At 67.5% G+C, this 16,504-nt stretch carries 15 protein-coding genes; 10 read left to right on the forward strand and 5 right to left on the reverse strand.

Annotated elements, in window-relative coordinates:
• Positions 1 to 2 precede the first annotated feature (2 nt).
• Entirely contained in the window at positions 3 to 737 is a 735-nt protein-coding gene (gene creB, locus RTY46_RS00465) for a two-component system response regulator CreB (protein ID WP_312706154.1), read from the reverse strand.
• 35 nt (positions 738 to 772) lie between these two features.
• Here creB and rlmJ point away from each other — a divergent pair, with 35 nt between their 5' ends.
• From rlmJ to RTY46_RS00490, 5 genes are all read left to right on the forward strand, one after another.
• Positions 773 to 1,630: a 23S rRNA (adenine(2030)-N(6))-methyltransferase RlmJ gene (rlmJ, locus tag RTY46_RS00470; protein ID WP_312706155.1), complete on the forward strand. Its 858-nt coding sequence runs from the start codon at positions 773 to 775 to the stop codon at positions 1,628 to 1,630.
• A gap of 106 nt (positions 1,631 to 1,736) precedes the next feature.
• Positions 1,737 to 2,282 (forward strand): GNAT family N-acetyltransferase, encoded by a 546-nt coding sequence (locus RTY46_RS00475; RefSeq protein WP_019659177.1) that lies wholly within the window; start codon positions 1,737 to 1,739, stop codon positions 2,280 to 2,282.
• Between the two features lie 136 nt (positions 2,283 to 2,418).
• Positions 2,419 to 5,883 carry a transcription-repair coupling factor gene (mfd, locus tag RTY46_RS00480; protein WP_312706156.1) on the forward strand — a complete coding sequence of 1,155 codons (3,465 nt, stop codon included), beginning with the start codon at positions 2,419 to 2,421 and terminating at the stop codon, positions 5,881 to 5,883.
• 81 nt (positions 5,884 to 5,964) lie between these two features.
• Positions 5,965 to 6,480 (forward strand): hypothetical protein, encoded by a 516-nt coding sequence (locus RTY46_RS00485; protein WP_312706157.1) that lies wholly within the window; start codon positions 5,965 to 5,967, stop codon positions 6,478 to 6,480.
• Positions 6,481 to 6,603: 123 nt separating this feature from the next.
• Entirely contained in the window at positions 6,604 to 7,209 is a 606-nt protein-coding gene (locus RTY46_RS00490; protein ID WP_312706158.1) for an HD domain-containing phosphohydrolase, read from the forward strand.
• A 76-nt stretch (positions 7,210 to 7,285) separates the two neighbouring features.
• On the opposite strand, the gene RTY46_RS00495 is transcribed toward RTY46_RS00490, so the two are convergent.
• The 3 genes from RTY46_RS00495 to RTY46_RS00505 all read right to left on the reverse strand — a co-directional run bounded on the left by RTY46_RS00495 (position 7,286) and on the right by RTY46_RS00505 (position 11,355).
• Entirely contained in the window at positions 7,286 to 9,379 is a 2,094-nt protein-coding gene (locus RTY46_RS00495) for a M13 family metallopeptidase (protein WP_312706159.1), read from the reverse strand.
• Positions 9,380 to 9,569: 190 nt separating this feature from the next.
• Positions 9,570 to 10,319: a 2,3-diphosphoglycerate-dependent phosphoglycerate mutase gene (gene gpmA / locus RTY46_RS00500; RefSeq protein WP_108768246.1), complete on the reverse strand. Its 750-nt coding sequence runs from the start codon at positions 10,317 to 10,319 to the stop codon at positions 9,570 to 9,572.
• Positions 10,320 to 10,383: 64 nt separating this feature from the next.
• Entirely contained in the window at positions 10,384 to 11,355 is a 972-nt protein-coding gene (locus RTY46_RS00505; protein WP_312706160.1) for a cation diffusion facilitator family transporter, read from the reverse strand.
• 212 nt (positions 11,356 to 11,567) lie between these two features.
• Between RTY46_RS00505 and RTY46_RS00510 the strand changes: the two genes are divergently transcribed.
• Positions 11,568 to 12,491, forward strand: coding sequence for a hypothetical protein (locus RTY46_RS00510; protein ID WP_312706161.1), 924 nt, complete (start codon positions 11,568 to 11,570; stop codon positions 12,489 to 12,491).
• 12 nt (positions 12,492 to 12,503) lie between these two features.
• Here RTY46_RS00510 and RTY46_RS00515 read toward each other — a convergent pair whose 3' ends face one another.
• Entirely contained in the window at positions 12,504 to 13,673 is a 1,170-nt protein-coding gene (locus RTY46_RS00515) for an MFS transporter (RefSeq protein WP_312706162.1), read from the reverse strand.
• Between the two features lie 78 nt (positions 13,674 to 13,751).
• Here RTY46_RS00515 and RTY46_RS00520 point away from each other — a divergent pair, with 78 nt between their 5' ends.
• The 4 genes from RTY46_RS00520 to RTY46_RS00535 all read left to right on the forward strand — a co-directional run bounded on the left by RTY46_RS00520 (position 13,752) and on the right by RTY46_RS00535 (position 16,491).
• Positions 13,752 to 14,180, forward strand: a complete 429-nt coding sequence (locus RTY46_RS00520; protein WP_312706163.1) for a helix-turn-helix domain-containing protein — start codon at positions 13,752 to 13,754, stop codon at positions 14,178 to 14,180.
• A gap of 93 nt (positions 14,181 to 14,273) precedes the next feature.
• A complete protein-coding gene (locus RTY46_RS00525) occupies positions 14,274 to 14,609 on the forward strand; it encodes a DUF3649 domain-containing protein (RefSeq protein ID WP_312706164.1) in 336 nt (111 codons plus the stop codon).
• Positions 14,606 to 16,195, forward strand: a complete 1,590-nt coding sequence (locus RTY46_RS00530; RefSeq protein ID WP_312706165.1) for a PepSY-associated TM helix domain-containing protein — start codon at positions 14,606 to 14,608, stop codon at positions 16,193 to 16,195. The genes RTY46_RS00525 and RTY46_RS00530 overlap by 4 nt, the downstream gene beginning before the upstream one ends.
• Complete coding sequence (locus RTY46_RS00535; protein WP_199932192.1) at positions 16,192 to 16,491, forward strand: DUF3325 domain-containing protein; 300 nt, start codon at positions 16,192 to 16,194, stop codon at positions 16,489 to 16,491. The genes RTY46_RS00530 and RTY46_RS00535 overlap by 4 nt, the downstream gene beginning before the upstream one ends.
• Positions 16,492 to 16,504 lie beyond the last annotated feature (13 nt).

A 16,504-nucleotide genomic window follows, 5' to 3' on the forward strand; every position in this document is an offset into this window, starting at 1 on the left:
GGCTACACCTGCAGTGCGTAACCCACGCCGCGGTGGGTGCGGATCGGGTCGTCGCTGGCGCCGGCCGCGCGCAGCTTGGCGCGCAGGGTCTTCACGTGGGTGTCGACGGTGCGGTCGGCGCTGTCGGCGCTGCTGTCCCAGCCACGGTCCATCAGCTGGGCGCGGCTGAGAATGGCGCCGGGGCGCTGCAGCAGGGCCTCCAGCAGGGCGTACTCATAACGCGTCAGTTCCAGCGGCTGGCCCTGGAAACGGATGCGCCGGCCCTCGCGGTCGATCGCAAAGGCGCCCGTTTCGCGCCAACCGGCTTCGTCCCCCGCGGCCGGGGCGGGCACAGCGGGCGCAGGCACGCGGCGCAGGCGGGCGCGTACTCGCGCCACCAGTTCGCGCGGTGAAAACGGCTTGGTCATGTAATCGTCCGCGCCCAGCTCCAGGCCCAGCACCCGGTCCAGTTCGTCGTTGCGGGCGGTCAGGAAGATCACCGGCAGCTGCGCCACCGCGCCGGGCAGCGCGCGCAGGCGCCGGCAGACCTCGAAGCCACCCAGGTCGGGCAGGCCCACATCCAGCACCAGCAGGTCGATGCCCCCAGCCTGCAGGCGCTGCAGCGCTTCCCCGCCCAGCAGGCAATGGCTGGCCGCGTAGCCTTCGCTGCGCAGGGCGTAGAGCACGGTTTCGGCAATGGCGGCTTCGTCTTCAACCACCAGCACATGGGCAACGGGCGCTGTCATGGCGCGCAGCATAGCCGCTGCGGCCGCCGCCCCGTACACTGCCGCCCATGAACTATCGCCACGCCTTCCATGCCGGCAACCATGCCGATGTCCTCAAGCACATCGTGCAGTTGGCCCTGATCGACAGCTTCAAGCGCAAGGACAGCCCGTTCTTCGTGCTGGACACCCACGGCGGCGCTGGCCGCTACCTGCTGGCCAGCGAAGAGAGCCGCAAGACCCTGGAGGCCGAATCCGGGATCATGCGGCTGATGGCCCAGCCCAAGCTGCCCGAGGTAGTGGAGCGCTATCTGAAGGCGGTGCAGGCCGACAACCCGGTGGGGGCGATGATCACCTACCCCGGCTCGCCGCTGCTGACTGCCCAGGCCATGCGCGCACAGGACCGCATGGCGGTGTGCGAGCTGCAGGAAGACGAAGCCGCTTCGCTGAAGGCGCTGTTCGCCCATGACAACCGCGTGGGCGTACACCCCGGCGACGGCTACGGCCAGCTGCGCGCCCTGCTGCCGCCCAAGGTCAATGGCAGCAAGATCGGCCGCGGTCTGGTCCTGATCGACCCGCCCTACGAGGCGCAGGATGCCGAGTACCAGGCAATTCTGGCCGCCCTGGCCGAAACCCTGGCACGCTGGCCGCAGGCTACCTGCGCGGTCTGGTTCCCGATCAAGCAGCGCCGCACCATCCTGCATTTCCTGCGCAAGGCCACCGCCCTGCCGGTGAAGTCGGCCCTGACCATCGAATTCCTGGTACGCCCGGACGACTCCCCGCTGCGCCTCAACGGCAGCGGCATGCTGGTGCTCAACGCCCCCTGGCAGTTCGACCGGGTGGTCGGCCCGGCCCTGCCGGCGCTGCGCCAGCACCTGGGTGAACCCGGTGCCACCACCCGCCTGGACTGGTTGAAGACCGCCGAATAAGCGACGATCGGTCGTCTTCACGAGGCTGTACCCGCGTGAGCCTTTTGTTCACGGAACACAGCCTCGGTGATGCCACAATCGATGGACCACCAAGGAACCACCCGGTATGGCCACTCGCAACCGCATGCCGCCCTGGCATGAGATCTTCAAGGCTCCCAGCGGCCACGAGCTGCTGATCCGCCCCATCCGCCCGGAAGACGGCGCGCCGCTGCAGGCCGCCTTCAGCCTGTTCGGGCCGGAAGAAATCCGCGACCGTTTCCTGCAGGCGGTCACCGAGCTTTCGCCGGAAACCACCCAGCGCCTGACCCATCCCAACCCCAAGACCGAGATCACCCTGGTGGCGGCCGAATCGCTGCCGGCCGGTGAAGCGGTGGTGGGCGCGGTGGCGCGGGCCTCGATCATTCCCGGCACCCGTGAAGCCGAGTACGCGATCTTGATCAGCCGCTTCCTGATCGGCCAGGGTCTGGGCCGGCAGCTGATGCGCAAGCTGGTGAAGTGGGGCCGCGGCAAGTACCTGGACCGCCTGTACGGCGATGTGGCCGCCGAGAACGAGCCGATGAAGCAGCTGGCCGCCTCGCTGGGCTTCAAGCCGGTGCCGCACCCCAATGGCGCCGAAGGCCTGGTGCGCATGGTGCTGGAACTGGACAACTGAGGTAACCCCGGGCCCCGCCTGGCGTGCCGCGATGCGACAGACATTCCGGTAGCGCCGGGCCATGCCCGGCGAGCCGATCCGGCCGCGACCTTCCGCACACGGTCACGACAAGGGCATCTGTTAAGATCGGCGGTCCATGTCGCGTACTTCATACCCCGCCCCGCCGCTGCCCCGTGCCGGCCAGCTTCGCGCCTGGTGGCGCGCCCCCGCCTCGCCCACTGCACTGGCTTGGTACCTGGTGCAGGCCGCACGCGTACACGATGCGCCGCTGCTGGTCATCGCCCGTGACAACCACGGCGCCAGCCAGCTGGAAGCCGATCTGCACACCCTGCTGGGCGCCGATCCGTCGCTGCCGGTGGTCGCCTTCCCCGATTGGGAAACGCTGCCCTACGACCGCTTCAGCCCGCACCCGGACATCATTTCGCAGCGCCTGGCCGCTCTGCACCGCCTGCCCACGCTGAAGCGTGGCCTGGTGATCGTGCCGGTGCAGACCCTGCTGCAGCAGCTGGCACCGCAGAGCTATGTGATCGGCGGCAGCTTCGACCTGAAGGTCGGCCAGCGCCTGGACCTGGAGGCCGAGAAGCGCCGCCTGGAAAGTGCCGGCTACCGCAACGTGCCGCAGGTGATGGACCCGGGTGATTTCGCTGTGCGCGGTGGCCTGCTGGACGTGTTCCCGATGGGCGCCGACGAGCCACTGCGGGTGGAGCTGCTGGACGAGGACATCGATTCGATCCGCGCCTTCGACCCGGAAAGCCAGCGCTCGCTGGACAAGGTCGAGGCCGTGCACATGCTGCCCGGCCGCGAAGTGCCGATGGACGAGGCCAGCATTGCGCGCGTACTGGGCACCCTGCGCGAACGCTTCGACGTGGATACGCGCCGCAGCGCGTTGTACCAGGATCTGAAATCCGGACTGGCGCCGGCCGGTATCGAGTACTACCTGCCGCTGTTCTTCGAACGCACCGCCACGCTGTTCGATTACCTGCCGGCGGGCAGCCTGCCGGTGCTGTGTGCCGGCGCCGGTGAGGCCGCCGAGACCTTCTGGACCCAGACCGCCGAGCGTTACGAGCAACGGCGCCACGATGTGGAACGGCCGCTGCTGCCGCCGTCGGCGCTGTACCTCTCGCCGGATCTGCTGCGCGAGCGCCTGAACGATGCCGCGCGCATCGAAGTGTGGGCCGCCGACCATGCACGCATTGCCGATGCCCATGCGCTGGGCGACCAGCCGCTGCCGCCGCTGCCGGTGGCCGCGCGCGACGCGCCGGCCGGTGATGCACTGAAATCCTTCCTGGCCCATTACCCGGGCCGGGTGCTGATCGCGGCCGATTCACCCGGCCGCCGTGAAGCCCTGCTGGAAGTGCTGCAGGCCGCGGAACTGAAGCCGCCGGTGCTGGCCGATCTGCCGACGTTCCTGCACAGCCCCGAGCGCTTCGCCATTACCGTGGCCGCGCTGGAAGACGGTTTCGCACTGGACGAACCGCGCATTGCGGTGCTCACCGAACGCCAGCTGTTCCCCGAACGTGCGGGCAACACCCGCCGCACGCGCCGCGCCGGCCGCGAGCCCGAAGCGATCATCCGCGACCTGGGCGAGCTGACCGAGGGCGCGCCGATCGTGCACGAAGACCACGGCGTGGGCCGCTACCGCGGCCTGATTGCCATGGACGTGGGCGGCATGCCCGGCGAATTCCTGGAAATCGAGTACGCCAAGGGCGACCGGCTGTACGTGCCGGTGGCGCAGCTGCACCTGATCAGCCGCTACTCCGGCGCATCGGCGGAAACGGCGCCGCTGCACTCGCTGGGCGGCGAGCAATGGAGCAAGGCCAAGCGCAAGGCCGCAGAAAAGGTGCGCGACGTAGCCGCCGAACTGCTGGAAATCCAGGCGCGCCGCCAGGCCCGCGCGGGCCTGGCGCTGCACGTGGACCGCGCCATGTACGAACCGTTCGCGGCCGGCTTCCCGTTCGAGGAAACCCCCGACCAGCTGGCCGCCATCGACGCCACCCTGCGCGACCTGGCCAGCAGCCAGCCGATGGACCGCGTGGTCTGCGGCGACGTGGGCTTCGGCAAGACCGAAGTGGCCGTGCGCGCCGCCTTTGCGGCCGCCAGCGCCGGCAAGCAGGTGGCGGTACTGGTGCCGACCACGCTGCTGGCCGAACAGCACTTCCGCAACTTCCGCGACCGCTTCGCCGATTACCCCATGAAGGTCGAAGTGCTGTCGCGCTTCAAGACCAGCAAGGAAATCAAGGCCGAGCTGGAGAAGGTCGCCGCCGGCACCATCGATGTGATCGTCGGCACCCATCGCCTGCTGCAGCCGGACGTGAAGTTCAAGGACCTGGGCATGGTCATCGTCGACGAGGAACAGCGTTTCGGCGTGCGCCAGAAGGAAGCGCTGAAGGCGCTGCGCGCCAACGTGCACCTGCTGACCCTGACCGCCACCCCGATTCCGCGCACCTTGAACATGGCCATGGCCGGCCTGCGCGACCTGTCGATCATCGCCACCCCGCCGCCGAACCGGCTGGCAGTGCAGACCTTCATCACCCAGTGGGACAACGCGCTGCTGCGCGAAGCGTTCCAGCGTGAACTGTCGCGCGGTGGCCAGCTGTATTTCCTGCACAACGACGTGGAGAGCATCGGCCGCATGCAGCGCGAGCTGTCCGAGCTGGTGCCCGAAGCGCGCATCGGCATCGCCCACGGGCAGATGCCCGAACGCGAGCTGGAAAAGGTGATGCTGGACTTCCAGAAGCAGCGCTTCAACGTGCTGCTGTCGACCACGATCATCGAATCGGGCATCGACATCCCCAACGCCAACACCATCATCATCAACCGTGCCGACCGCTTCGGCCTGGCCCAGCTGCACCAGCTGCGCGGCCGCGTGGGCCGTTCGCACCACCGCGCCTATGCCTATCTGGTGGTGCCCGACCGCCGCTCGATCACCCCGGACGCCGAAAAGCGCCTGGAAGCGATCGCCTCGATGGACGAGCTGGGCGCCGGCTTCACTCTGGCCACGCACGATCTGGAAATCCGTGGCGCCGGTGAACTGCTGGGTGAGGACCAGAGCGGGCAGATGGCCGAAGTGGGCTTCAGCCTGTACACCGAACTGCTGGAGCGCGCGGTGCGCAGCATCCGCCAAGGCAAGCTGCCCGACCTGGATGCCGGCGAAGAAGTGCGCGGTGCCGAAGTGGAACTGCATGTGCCGGCGCTGATTCCGGAAGACTATCTGCCGGACGTGCACACCCGCCTGACCCTGTACAAGCGCATTTCCAGCGCGCGCGACAGCGCCGAGCTGCGCGAACTGCAGGTGGAGATGATCGATCGGTTCGGCCTGCTGCCGGACCCAGCCAAGAACCTGTTCGCCATTGCCGAACTGAAGCTGCAGGCCAACACGCTGGGCATCCGCAAGCTGGACCTTGGCGAGAACGGCGGCCGCATCGTGTTCGAATCCAAACCCAACATCGACCCGATGGCGGTGATCCAGCTGATCCAGAAACAGCCAAACCTGTACGCGATGGAAGGGCCGGACAAGCTGCGCATCAAGCACCCGCTGCCGTTGCCGGAAGACCGCTTCAACGCCGCCCGTGCCCTGCTGCTGACCCTGGCCGTGCGCTGACCGCATCCCCCGGTGCCATTCCGCTGCGGGCGGTGGAAAGGCACATTTCTCGTTCCTGCGCCCGCGACAAGGAGTGTTGTTGTGAATCGATTCGCCCCTCTTCTGCTGGCTACCAGCCTGGGCCTGCTGGCCGCCTGCCACAGTGGCATGAGCAACCGCGATTACCTTTACGAGAACGTTGCCAGCTGGAACAGCATGGTGAGGACGGTGCAGCTGTGGACCGAAGGCGCACGTGGCGAAGCCTTCCAGGCCGCGCTGCAGGATGGCAAGAGCCTGGAACAGTTCCGCTTCGGCCTGGACAATGCCCACAAGGAAGCCACCGACCGGCTGACCCATATCGAGCTGCTGACCCACGGCAAGGATGCCGATGCCCTGCACCAGGACCTGCGTGATTCGGTACAGAGCACGGCCGATATGTTCGCGGTGATGCAGAAGATCGCCGCCCTGCCCGATGGCTACACCGAAGAGCAGGTGACGCCGCTGCTGCAGGCGCTGGATGAGGCCACCACGAAGATGGACACGGACATGCAGGCGTTGAGCGATGCGCAGGACGCGTTCGCCAAGGCCAACCGCATCCAGCTGCAGACCAGCGGCTGACCGCGCGCGGCCAGCGCGCCACACAGTGCACAGGCCGCACGCGTTACCCTAGGCGTCACTCTCCCAGACCGGCCCGCAGCTGCGGGCCGGTCGCTTTCGCGCACTGCCTGCGCTTCCATGCCGATGCCCCACTCCCAAGCCCCAGACCTGCTGCACGAACATGCCTGCCTGATCGATGCGCTGTCGATGTCGCTGCAGATGCGCGATGCCTACACCCGCTACCACTGCGACCGGGTGGGGGTGCTGGCCCAGCGCCTGGCCGCGCACTGCGACCAGCAGGACGAGACCTGCGCGTTGATCGGCCTGGCCGCACGCTTCCACGACATCGGCAAGATCGGCATTCCCGATGACGTACTGCTCAGCCCACGCCAGCACACCCTCGAAGAGCGCGACATCATGCGCGAGCATCCGGTGCGCGGCGAACACATCTTCCTGGCCACCGGGCGCAGCGATGCCACAGCGGTGGCGCGGATGATCCGTGCCCATCATGAAGCCTTCGATGGCAGCGGTTATCCCGATGGCCTGCACGGCGAATCGATTCCGCTGGGTGCGCGCATCGTGGCCATCGCCGATGCCTACGACGCGATGACCAGTGTCCGCCCCTACCGCGGCGCGATGGAACACGACGCCGTGCTGCGCATCCTGGAAGAGCAGTCCGGCGGATTGATCGACCCGTATGTACTCAAGCGCTTCCACGGCATGCTGAAGCGCGAACCGGCGCTGGCCTGATCGGCTGCCACCGCAGAAAAAGGAAAAGGCCCGGCTTTCGCCGGGCCTTTCTGCAACTACACTCGCGCGGCGAGGATTACCAGATCACCACGCGCTTGTCGTCGGCGCGCACCATCGCATCGCCGGCCTTGCACTGGAACGCGGCGGCAAACGAGGGCATGTTCGACGGTGCGCCATTGGCACGGAAGTTGGCCGGTGCGTGCGGATCGGTGTTCAGGCGCACGCGCAGCTCGCCATCGGTGAAGTTGCGGCGCCACACGGTGGCCCAGTTCATGAAGAAGCGCTGGTCCTGGGTGTGACCATCGACCTCCACATTCGCCTTCGGGTCTTCCTTCAGCGCCATCTGCAGCGCGTCGTAGGCCACGGTCAGGCCGCCCAGGTCGCCGATGTTCTCGCCCAGGGTCAGCTTGCCCTTCACGAACACGCCCGGCACCGACTCGTAGCCGTCGAACTGCGCCACCAGCTGGTCGGTGCGTTCGGTGAAGGCCTTGCGGTCAGCGTCGGTCCACCAGTTGTCGAAGTTGCCGTTGGCGGCGAACTGGCTGCCCGAATCGTCGTAGCCGTGCATCATTTCGTGGCCGATGACCGCACCGATGCCGCCGTAGTTCAGCGCCGGATCGGCCTTGGCGTCGAAGAACGGCGCCTGCAGGATCGCCGCCGGGAACACGATCTCGTTCTTGGTGGCGTTGTAGTAGGCATTGACGGTCTGCGGGGTCATGCCCCACTCGGTCTTGTCCACCGGCTTGCCGATCTTGTCCAGCATGTAGCGGTAGTTGAACGCGCGCGCCGCCTGCATGTTGCCCAGGTAGCTGTCACCGTTGGTCTGCAGGCCCGCCCAGTCACGCCACTTGTCCGGGTAACCGATCTTCGGGGTGAAGCTGGCCCACTTTTCCAGTGCCTTCTTCCTGGTTTCCTCACCCATCCACGGCAGCTGCTCCAGGCGCGCCTTCAGCGCCTGCGACAGGTTTTCCACCAGGTGCTGCATGGCCACCTTCGATTCGGCCGGGAACACGGCATCGACGTACAGCTGGCCCAGGGCTTCACCCATGCCACCGTTCACCGATTCCAGCACGCGCTTCCAGCGCGGCTGCATTTCCTTCTGGCCACGCAGGGTGGTGCCGTAGAAATCGAAGTTGGCCTTTTCGAAGGTGCTGCTCAGGTACGGCGAGGCATCGTCGATGGTGTGGAAGCGCAGGTAAGCCTGCCAGGTGCTGGCCGGCACGTCGGCCAGCATCTTGTCCATTTCACCGAAGAAGCCCGGCTGGGCCAGCGAGAACTTCTGCGCGGCCGGCACCTTCAGGGTGTCAAACAGCGCGGTCCAGCTGAAGTTCGGGGTCAGCTTGTCGGCCTCGGCGGCGCTGAGCGGGTTGTAGCGCTTGGCCGGGTCACGCATTTCGATGCGCGACATCGAGGCCTTCGCCAGGCGGGTTTCAAAGGCCATCACGGCCTTGGCCTGCTCGGCGGCCTGCGCCGCGTCCACGCCGGACAGGGTCAGCACCTGGGCGATGTAGGCCACGTAGGCATCGCGGATCTTGGCCTGCGCCTCGTCGAAGTAGTAGCCCTTTTCCGGCAGGCCCAGGCCGCCCTGACCGACGTAGGCGATCACGTTGGCTGAATCCTTGTAATCGGCATTGGCGAACAGCGAGAACAGCACGCCCTTGCCCTCGGCCTGGCTGTCGCGCAGGTACTGGGTGAGAGCGGCGGTGTCGTTCAGGGCGGCAATCTTGTCCAGCTGCGGCTGCAGCGGTGCCAGGCCGGCGGCCTCGATCTTGGCTTCGTCATTGCCGGTCTTCCAGATATCACCGATCTTGGCTTCCACCGAACCGGCCTTGGCCTGGCTGGCGGCGGCCTGCTGCACCAGCGCGTGCTGCACTTCCAGCGAGCGCTCGCGCAGGATCTCGAAGCTGCCCCAGGTGGTCTGGTCGCCCGGCACCGGGTTGGCGGCCAGCCACTTGCTGTTGACGAAGCCATTGAGGTCGGTACAGGCGGCGATGGACGGATCCAGGTCGGCGCTGTTGAGCGAGATCAGCGGGGTCTTGATCTGCGACTGATCGAAGGCCGGCTTGGCATCGGCGGTGGCGGCCGGCGCGGTTTCGTTCTTGCCACAGGCGGCCAGCGACGCAGCGATGGCGATGGTCAGGCCCAGCGGGACCAGGTTGCGGACGTTCATGGAGTCTCTCTCCGACGGCGAATCCTCAAGCCTAGCCGGGCCGGAGGTGCGGGGGACCGGCCAAAGGTCACAGGGCCCGCCCTTGTAGAGTCGAGCCATGCTCGACTACGCTTTCCGCACGACATGAAGGCAGTCGAGCATGGCTCGACGCTACAAAAGGAAAGGCCGGCTTGCGCCGGCCTTCTGTTTGTTATTTCGCCTTGCCCTGGTTGGCCACCGCTTCAGCGGCCTTGCGTGCCGCTTCCGGGTCGCCCAGATAGCGGAACGACTTCACGGTCAGGTCGTCGTTCAGTTCGAACAGCAGCGGGATGCCGGTCGGGATGTTCAGCTCGAGGATCTCCTCGCGCGACACGTTGTTGAGGTACTTGTACAGCGCGCGCAGCGAGTTGCCGTGGGCAGTGACCAGCACGGTCTTGCCGTCCTTCAGCTGCGGCGCGATGGCGTCGTGCCAGTACGGCAGCACACGATCGAGCGTGGTGGCCAGTGATTCGGTGCCCGGCAGTGCATTGCGGTCCAGGCCGGCATAGCGGCGGTCGTGGATCGGGTGGCCCGGGTCTTCCAGCTCCATCGGCGGCGGCGGGATGTCGTACGAACGACGCCACACCTTGACCTGGTCCTCGCCATGCTTGGCCGCGGTCTCGGCCTTGTCCAGGCCCTGCAGACCGCCATAGTGGCGTTCGTTGAGGCGCCAGGACTTGTTGACCGGCAGCCAGTCCTGGCCCAGTTCGGCCAGCGCACCCTGCAGGGTATGAATGGCGCGCTTGAGCACCGAGGTATGCGCCACGTCGAACTGCAGGCCCTCTTCGCGCATCAGGCGGCCGGCGTTGGCGGCCTCGCTGCGGCCCTGGTCGGTCAGGTCGACATCGACCCAGCCGGTGAAGCGGTTGTCCAGGTTCCACTGGCTCTGGCCATGGCGCAACAGTACGAGTTTACGGGTCACTGCAGGGTCTCCAACGCGAGGAAAGGCAGGCAGGAATTGTAGCCCCGCCGGGCCGGGCCCGCCGCTACCGGTGCACGTGGCCGTGGTGCCCCTGCGCGTCGTGGCTGTGGTCGTGCTCATGCCCGTGGTCATGCCCATGCGCCGGCGGCTGGCCACAGGCCTCACCGCAGTGGTCGGCCTCCACCTGCAGGGTGACATGTTCGATGCCGAATTCATCATGCAGGCGATCGCTCAGCGTGCGGCGCAGGGCGTCGGCATCGCTGCCTTCGCGCATCACCACATGCGCGGTCAGCGCCGGCGTGCTCGATGCCAGCGCCCAGATGTGCAGGTCGTGCACATCCAGCACCGCATCGTGGTCGCCCAGCCGTTGGCGTACCCGAGCCACATCGGTGCCCTTGGGCACGCCTTCCAGCAGCACGTTGATGGCCTCGCGCATCAGCACCCAGGTACGCGGCAGCACCCACAGACCGATCAGCACCGCCAGGATCGGATCGATCGGCTTCCACCCGGTCCAGCGGATCAGCAGCGCGCCCACGATCACCGCCACCGAACCGAGCATGTCGGCCCATACTTCCAGGTAGGCGCCCTTCACGTTCAGGCTTTCGCCGCTGCCGGCCTGCAGCAGGCGCATGGAAATCAGGTTGATCACCAGCCCGAACGCGGCGATCACCAGCATGCCGGTCGAGGCGATGTCCTGCGGCTGGCGGAAGCGTTCGATCGCTTCCCAGAGGATATAGGCGGCCACTACGAACAGCATCGCGCCATTGATCATCGCGCCCAGCGCTTCCAGCCGCGCATACCCATAGGTGCGCCGCGCGTCGGGGGGCCGCCTGCTCAGGCGCACCGCCACCAGCGCGATCATCAGCGCCAGCGTATCGGTGGCCATGTGCGCAGCATCGGACAGCAGCGCCAGGCTGTTGGTCCAGAACGCGCCCGCCACTTCCACCAACAGGAACGTGGTGGTCAGCCCCAGGGCCCACCACAACGGTTTCTCGTGGCGGATTTCCGATGGCAGGTGATCGTGGTCGTGGCCCATGGCAAAGCTCCTGTGCACTGCGGTCAGGCTACGCGCGGTGGCCGCGGGAGACTATTACGCTGTTTATAACATTGCAGCGGTGCCCCCCCGTCGCACCTGGCGTTTTGCCTGTCGCGCCCAGCCCCTTATGATGGGCCGCGCCCCGCAACCACGGGGCAGGCCGCCCGGCGCCGCGGCCCCGAATGGACTTCCCAGCACAAGGAACCGGCAACATGTGGAACAACAGGACTCTCCCCCTCACCCTCGTCGCAGCCTGCGCCCTGGGTGCCAGTGCCAGCGTCGCAGCTGCCACCTGCGAACAGAACTTCAAATCGGTGGGCGACCCGCGCAATGGCCAGACCTTCCTCACCGAAGTCACCATTCCCGGCCTGAAGCCGCGCAGCGGCCTGGGCCAGCTGCGCAAGCTGGCGCTGGATGAAGGCAACAACTTCGTCAGCGGTGATGTCTACACCGAGACCGAAGGCCAGATGTACGTCATGCAGACCGATCTCAACGTTCCGCTGGTGACGGCGGTGTCCATCACCAACAACGGCACGGTGCTGATCGGCACCAAGCTGGCGCGCGGCCAGACCGCCAAGGATGAGGATGCACGCTCGGCGTTCTGCGGCTGGCTGAACAAACTCAAGACAGGCAAGGAAGGCGAAGCCATCGCCGAAGCGGTGCGCATTTCCAGCGGCTTTGACAAGCCGACCCAGGCCACCGCCGTGGGTATGTCCACGGTGCTGGGCAAGGAATCGAAGAAACTGCAGCGCAACATCAACAGGCTGCCGCTGAAGAGCCTGTTCTCCAACGGTCCGCTGCCGGATACCGATTCGCTGTACCAGCCGATGTTCGTGAAGTATTTCGGCCGCCGCTTCGTGATCGATGGGCAGGTCTACACCGCCCAGGAAAGCAGGATGAACAAGACCTTCGAAGTCGGCTACCTGGTAACCAAGATGAAGGGCATTGGTGGCATCGGCGGGCGCCAGTCGTCCGACGACAACAACGCCAACTTCACCGTGCACTGCGCCCTGGCCAACGACCAGCGCGCCCTGGGTGCCACCCTGCGCTCGGAAGACTGGGTGAAGCTTGAAGGCGTGGTGGACAACATCGACACCGGCGGCATCCACCTGCGCGACTGCCGCCAGGTGAAGTAAGCCACTGCCCAGCTAACGGCGCAGTCGGCACCGCGCCCACCACAACAGCGCCAATGCGGCGATGCCGGCCCCCAGCAGGCACACCGCGCTCCAACCGTGGCGTGCCTGCATCCAGGTGCCGGCCGCTGCGCCGGCACCGCTGCCCACCGCGTAGAAGAGCATGTACAGCGCCACCAGGCGCCCATGCTGTTGCACCGGTGCGCGCAGCAGCAGCGCCTGGTTGGATACGTGCAGGGCCTGCCCGCCCAGATCCAGCAGCACCACGCCCAGCAACAGCAGGCACAGCGAGTGCGGCAGCCCCAGCAGCGGCCACCAGGCTGCCAACATCAACAGCAGTGCGGCAAGGCTGACGCGCGCGGCGAAACCGCGATCCATCCAGTGGCCGACCCGGGCCGCCAGCAGCGCACCGGTGATGCCAGCCAGGCCCAGTGCACCGATACCCGCGGTGGACCAGTGCAACGGCGGCGCCGACAGCGGCAGCGGCACCGCCGCCCAGAACACGTTCAGGCCGGCAAACAGCAGCAGCGCCAGCGGCCCGCGCTCACGCAGCGTGCGGTCATCGCGCAGCAACGTGGCCATCGACGCCAGCAGCACGCGCCACGACGGTGGCACCACCGGCACCAGCAGCGCCGGCAACCGTCGCCACAGCAGCAGCGACAGCACCGCCATCAACACGGCAGACAGCAGGTACACCGCACGCCAGCCGGCCACGGCGGCCACGCTGCCGGACAGGACGCGCGCCGACAGCAGGCCGATGAACACGCCGCCCTGCACGGTGCCGACCATGCGCCCGCGCTCTCCCTCCGGCGCCAGATGGGCCGTGTAGGCAATCAGCCCCTGGGTCAGCGCCGTACCCAGCAGCCCCACCAGCACCATGCCCAGCAGCAGCCCCGTGGCGGTCTGCGCGGCCGACAGCCCGAACAGCGCCAGCACCAGCGCCCCGATCTGCAGTCGCAACATTCGCCGGCGATCCAGCCGGTCGGCCAGCGGCAGCAGAAGCAGCAGGGCCACCACGCTGCCGGCCTGGGTAGCCGCCAGCACCCACCCCGCCAGCGCGGGTGCCAGCGCGAATGACTGGGCCAGATCGGCCAGCAGCGGCTGCGCGTAATAGACATTGGCCACGCTGGCGCCCGCGGCGATGGACAGCAGGCCCTGCAGCCTGAATGAAACAGGGGACGTCATCGTTATGGTTTCATTTTGCAACCAGGTGCACGGTAACGACTCCAGTTTTAAACTGCAACCAGATTCAGGAGTGATCCCATGCACGCTGACAGCCCCTGCCCCGTTGCCCGCACCGTCGATCTGCTCGGCGACCGCTGGGCCCTGCTGATCCTGCGCGATGCCTTCGACGGCGTGGCCCGCTTCGGCGATTTCCAGCGCAGCCTGGGCGCGGCCCGCAACATCCTCAGCGACCGCCTGCGGCGCCTGCTCGACGCCGGCCTGCTGCAGCAGCAGCCCGCCGCCGACGGCAGCGCCTACCACGAGTACGTGCTGACGGCCGCCGGCCAGGACCTGTTTCCGGTGCTGGTGGCGCTGCGCCAGTGGGGCGAACGCCACTGCTTCGCGCCCGGCGAAGCACATTCGCTGCTGACCGAGCGCAGCAGCGGCCACGCCCTGCCGTACATGCAGCCGCAGGATCACAACGGCCAGCCGCTGCCCGCGCACGCCACCGTCGTGCGCAAGCTGTAAGCGGCGGCATCCCCCGAATGGGGGACTCGACAGGGTCACCGGTGTCAAATAGCATTCAATTGCAATTGCACACGGTTCTCATTGACATCGGCGATGGCCGCTCCTACCTCTCCTTCTGCTGCCGGCACTTCGCCGGCCAAGCGCGTGGCGCGCGGTAACGGTCATGCCCTGCTGTGGGCACGTGGGCTGCTGGCGCTGCTGGGCGGTTACGCCGTGGCCGCCTGCTGGGCCGCCGCACTGGCGCGTCTGCTGCCCGGCGCGAAGGCCGATGCCACCCTGGTGGCCACGATGGCCGCGTTCGTGGTCTATGCACTGGCCGCCATCTGGGCCTACGCCGCGCGCAGCACCCTGCGTGCCGCCGTGGGTCTGCTGGGCACGGGCGCTCTGGGCGCGCTGATCGCCTGGCTGTTGCGCGGGAACATCGCATGAGCAGCGCCGACAACCTGGGCGGCATCCGCCAATCGCAATCGGTGCTGCACACCTGGTCGGGCCTGGTGGTCGGCTGGGTGCTGTTCCTGATCTTCATTGCCGGCACCGCCTCGTACTGGAAGGAAGAACTGACCCGCTGGATGCAGCCGGAAATCGGCCTGCCCGCCGATGCGAGCACCGCCGTGAACCAGGCCCAGCAGTTCCTGGCGCGCACCGCACCGGACGCGCAGCGCTGGAGCATCGAACTGCCCGATTCGCGCAGCAGCGCCACCGCGGTCAGTTGGCAACCCAAGGGCGAGAAGGAACGCCGGCGCGGCCAGCGCAATCCCAACCAGGCCACCCTGGATGCCAACGGCACGCCGGTGCAGGTACGCGAGACACGCGGCGGCAACTTCTTCTACCGCCTGCATTTCGATCTGCACTACGTGCCGGTGCTGTGGGCGCGGTGGTTCATCAGTGCCTGTTCCATGCTGATGCTGGTGGCGATCATCAGTGGGGTCATCACCCACAAGAAGATCTTCACCGACTTCTTCACCTTCCGCCGCGGCAAGGGCCAACGCACCTGGCTGGACGGCCACAACGCGCTGGCGGTGCTGTCGCTGCCGTTCCATCTGATGATCACCTACACCGGCCTGATCACCCTGATGACCCTGTACATGCCGTGGGCGGTGGATGCGAACTACCCCGGTGGCCGCGATGCGTTCTTCGCCGAGCTCTTCCCGCGTGCGGAAAAAGTTGAGCCCAGTGGCGTGGCCGCTGTGCCGCCCGCGCTGGCCCAGGTGCTGCGCCGTGCGGAACTGCAGTGGGGCGGCGGCCACGCGGCGTCGCTGCAGATCGACCAGCCAGGCGATGCGTCCATGCGCATTGCCGTGCGCCGCCAGCAGGCCGACCAGATTGCCGGGGCCAACGACACGCTCACCTTCGACGCACGCGGCGAACTGCTGGATGCCGCGCCACCGCGTTCGGCCGCCGTGGTCACCCGCGACGGCATGATCGGGCTGCACGCGGCACGTTTCGCGCCCACCACGATGCGCTGGCTGTTCTTCCTGTCCGGCGTGGCCGGCACGCTGATGGTCGCCACCGGGCTGGTGCTGTGGACGGTGAAGCGGCGCACCCAGCTACCCGATCCTGCGCGTCCGCACCTGGGTTTCCGCATTGTGGAACGGCTGAACATCGGCTTCGTCAGTGGCCTGCCGGTGGCCATGCTGGCCTTCCTGTGGGGCAACCGCCTGCTGCCGGTGGAACTGGCCAGCCGCAGCGATGCCGAAGTGAAAGTGTTCTTCTACGCCTGGGCGGCCTGCCTGCTGCACGCGCTGCTGCGCCCGGCCCGTCGCGGCTGGGTGGAACAACTGGCCGTGGCCGGCGTCTTGGCGCTGGGCCTGCCGCTGTACAACCTGGTGGTCTGGCAGGGTGGCGCGATCACTGCGCTGGCCAACGGTGATGGCGCCCGGGCCGGCATCGACATCGGCCTGCTGCTGATCGGCGCCAGCCTGCTGTGGGCCGCACGCAAGGTGCATCGTTTCGTGCCGGCACAACGCAAGCCCCGCGCCGCACGCGCGGCCCAGGCGGCCGAGGCCAGCGCATGAGCGCGCTCGCCCTGCTGCTGGCGGCCTTCGGCTTCGTCTGCCTGGCGCTGGCGATGGAACGCCACCATCGCGACGTCACCGGCCATGCGCCGGCCGCGCCGCGCCGCCGCGTGCTGCGCCTGTTGGGCGCGGCCGCGCTGGCGGCCAGCCTGGCACCCAGCATCGCGGCCTGGGGCGTTGCCCAAGGGTTTGTGGGCTGGTGTGGCGTGCTCGCCGCAGGCGCCGGGGCCATGGTGCTCTGGCTCAGTTTCCGCAGCCCGGCCAAGCCGGCGCCGCGCCCGTCTTCCCGTTCCTGAACTAGAAAGGTCA

The organism is Stenotrophomonas sp., assembly GCF_032056425.1.
Classification (GTDB): domain Bacteria; phylum Pseudomonadota; class Gammaproteobacteria; order Xanthomonadales; family Xanthomonadaceae; genus Stenotrophomonas.

Excerpts from the sequence above, each read along its gene's own strand:
- creB (WP_312706154.1), bottom strand. The coding sequence starts at position 737 with ATGCTGCGCGCCATGACAGCGCCCGTTGCCCATGTGCTGGTGGTTGAA.
- rlmJ (WP_312706155.1), top strand. The coding sequence starts at position 773 with ATGAACTATCGCCACGCCTTCCATGCCGGCAACCATGCCGATGTCCTC.
- RTY46_RS00475 (WP_019659177.1), top strand. The coding sequence starts at position 1,737 with ATGGCCACTCGCAACCGCATGCCGCCCTGGCATGAGATCTTCAAGGCT.
- mfd (WP_312706156.1), top strand. The coding sequence starts at position 2,419 with ATGTCGCGTACTTCATACCCCGCCCCGCCGCTGCCCCGTGCCGGCCAG.
- RTY46_RS00490 (WP_312706158.1), top strand. The coding sequence starts at position 6,604 with ATGCCCCACTCCCAAGCCCCAGACCTGCTGCACGAACATGCCTGCCTG.
- RTY46_RS00495 (WP_312706159.1), bottom strand. The coding sequence starts at position 9,379 with ATGAACGTCCGCAACCTGGTCCCGCTGGGCCTGACCATCGCCATCGCT.
- RTY46_RS00505 (WP_312706160.1), bottom strand. The coding sequence starts at position 11,355 with ATGGGCCACGACCACGATCACCTGCCATCGGAAATCCGCCACGAGAAA.
- RTY46_RS00510 (WP_312706161.1), top strand. The coding sequence starts at position 11,568 with ATGTGGAACAACAGGACTCTCCCCCTCACCCTCGTCGCAGCCTGCGCC.
- RTY46_RS00515 (WP_312706162.1), bottom strand. The coding sequence starts at position 13,673 with ATGACGTCCCCTGTTTCATTCAGGCTGCAGGGCCTGCTGTCCATCGCC.
- RTY46_RS00520 (WP_312706163.1), top strand. The coding sequence starts at position 13,752 with ATGCACGCTGACAGCCCCTGCCCCGTTGCCCGCACCGTCGATCTGCTC.
- RTY46_RS00525 (WP_312706164.1), top strand. The coding sequence starts at position 14,274 with ATGGCCGCTCCTACCTCTCCTTCTGCTGCCGGCACTTCGCCGGCCAAG.
- RTY46_RS00530 (WP_312706165.1), top strand. The coding sequence starts at position 14,606 with ATGAGCAGCGCCGACAACCTGGGCGGCATCCGCCAATCGCAATCGGTG.
- RTY46_RS00535 (WP_199932192.1), top strand. The coding sequence starts at position 16,192 with ATGAGCGCGCTCGCCCTGCTGCTGGCGGCCTTCGGCTTCGTCTGCCTG.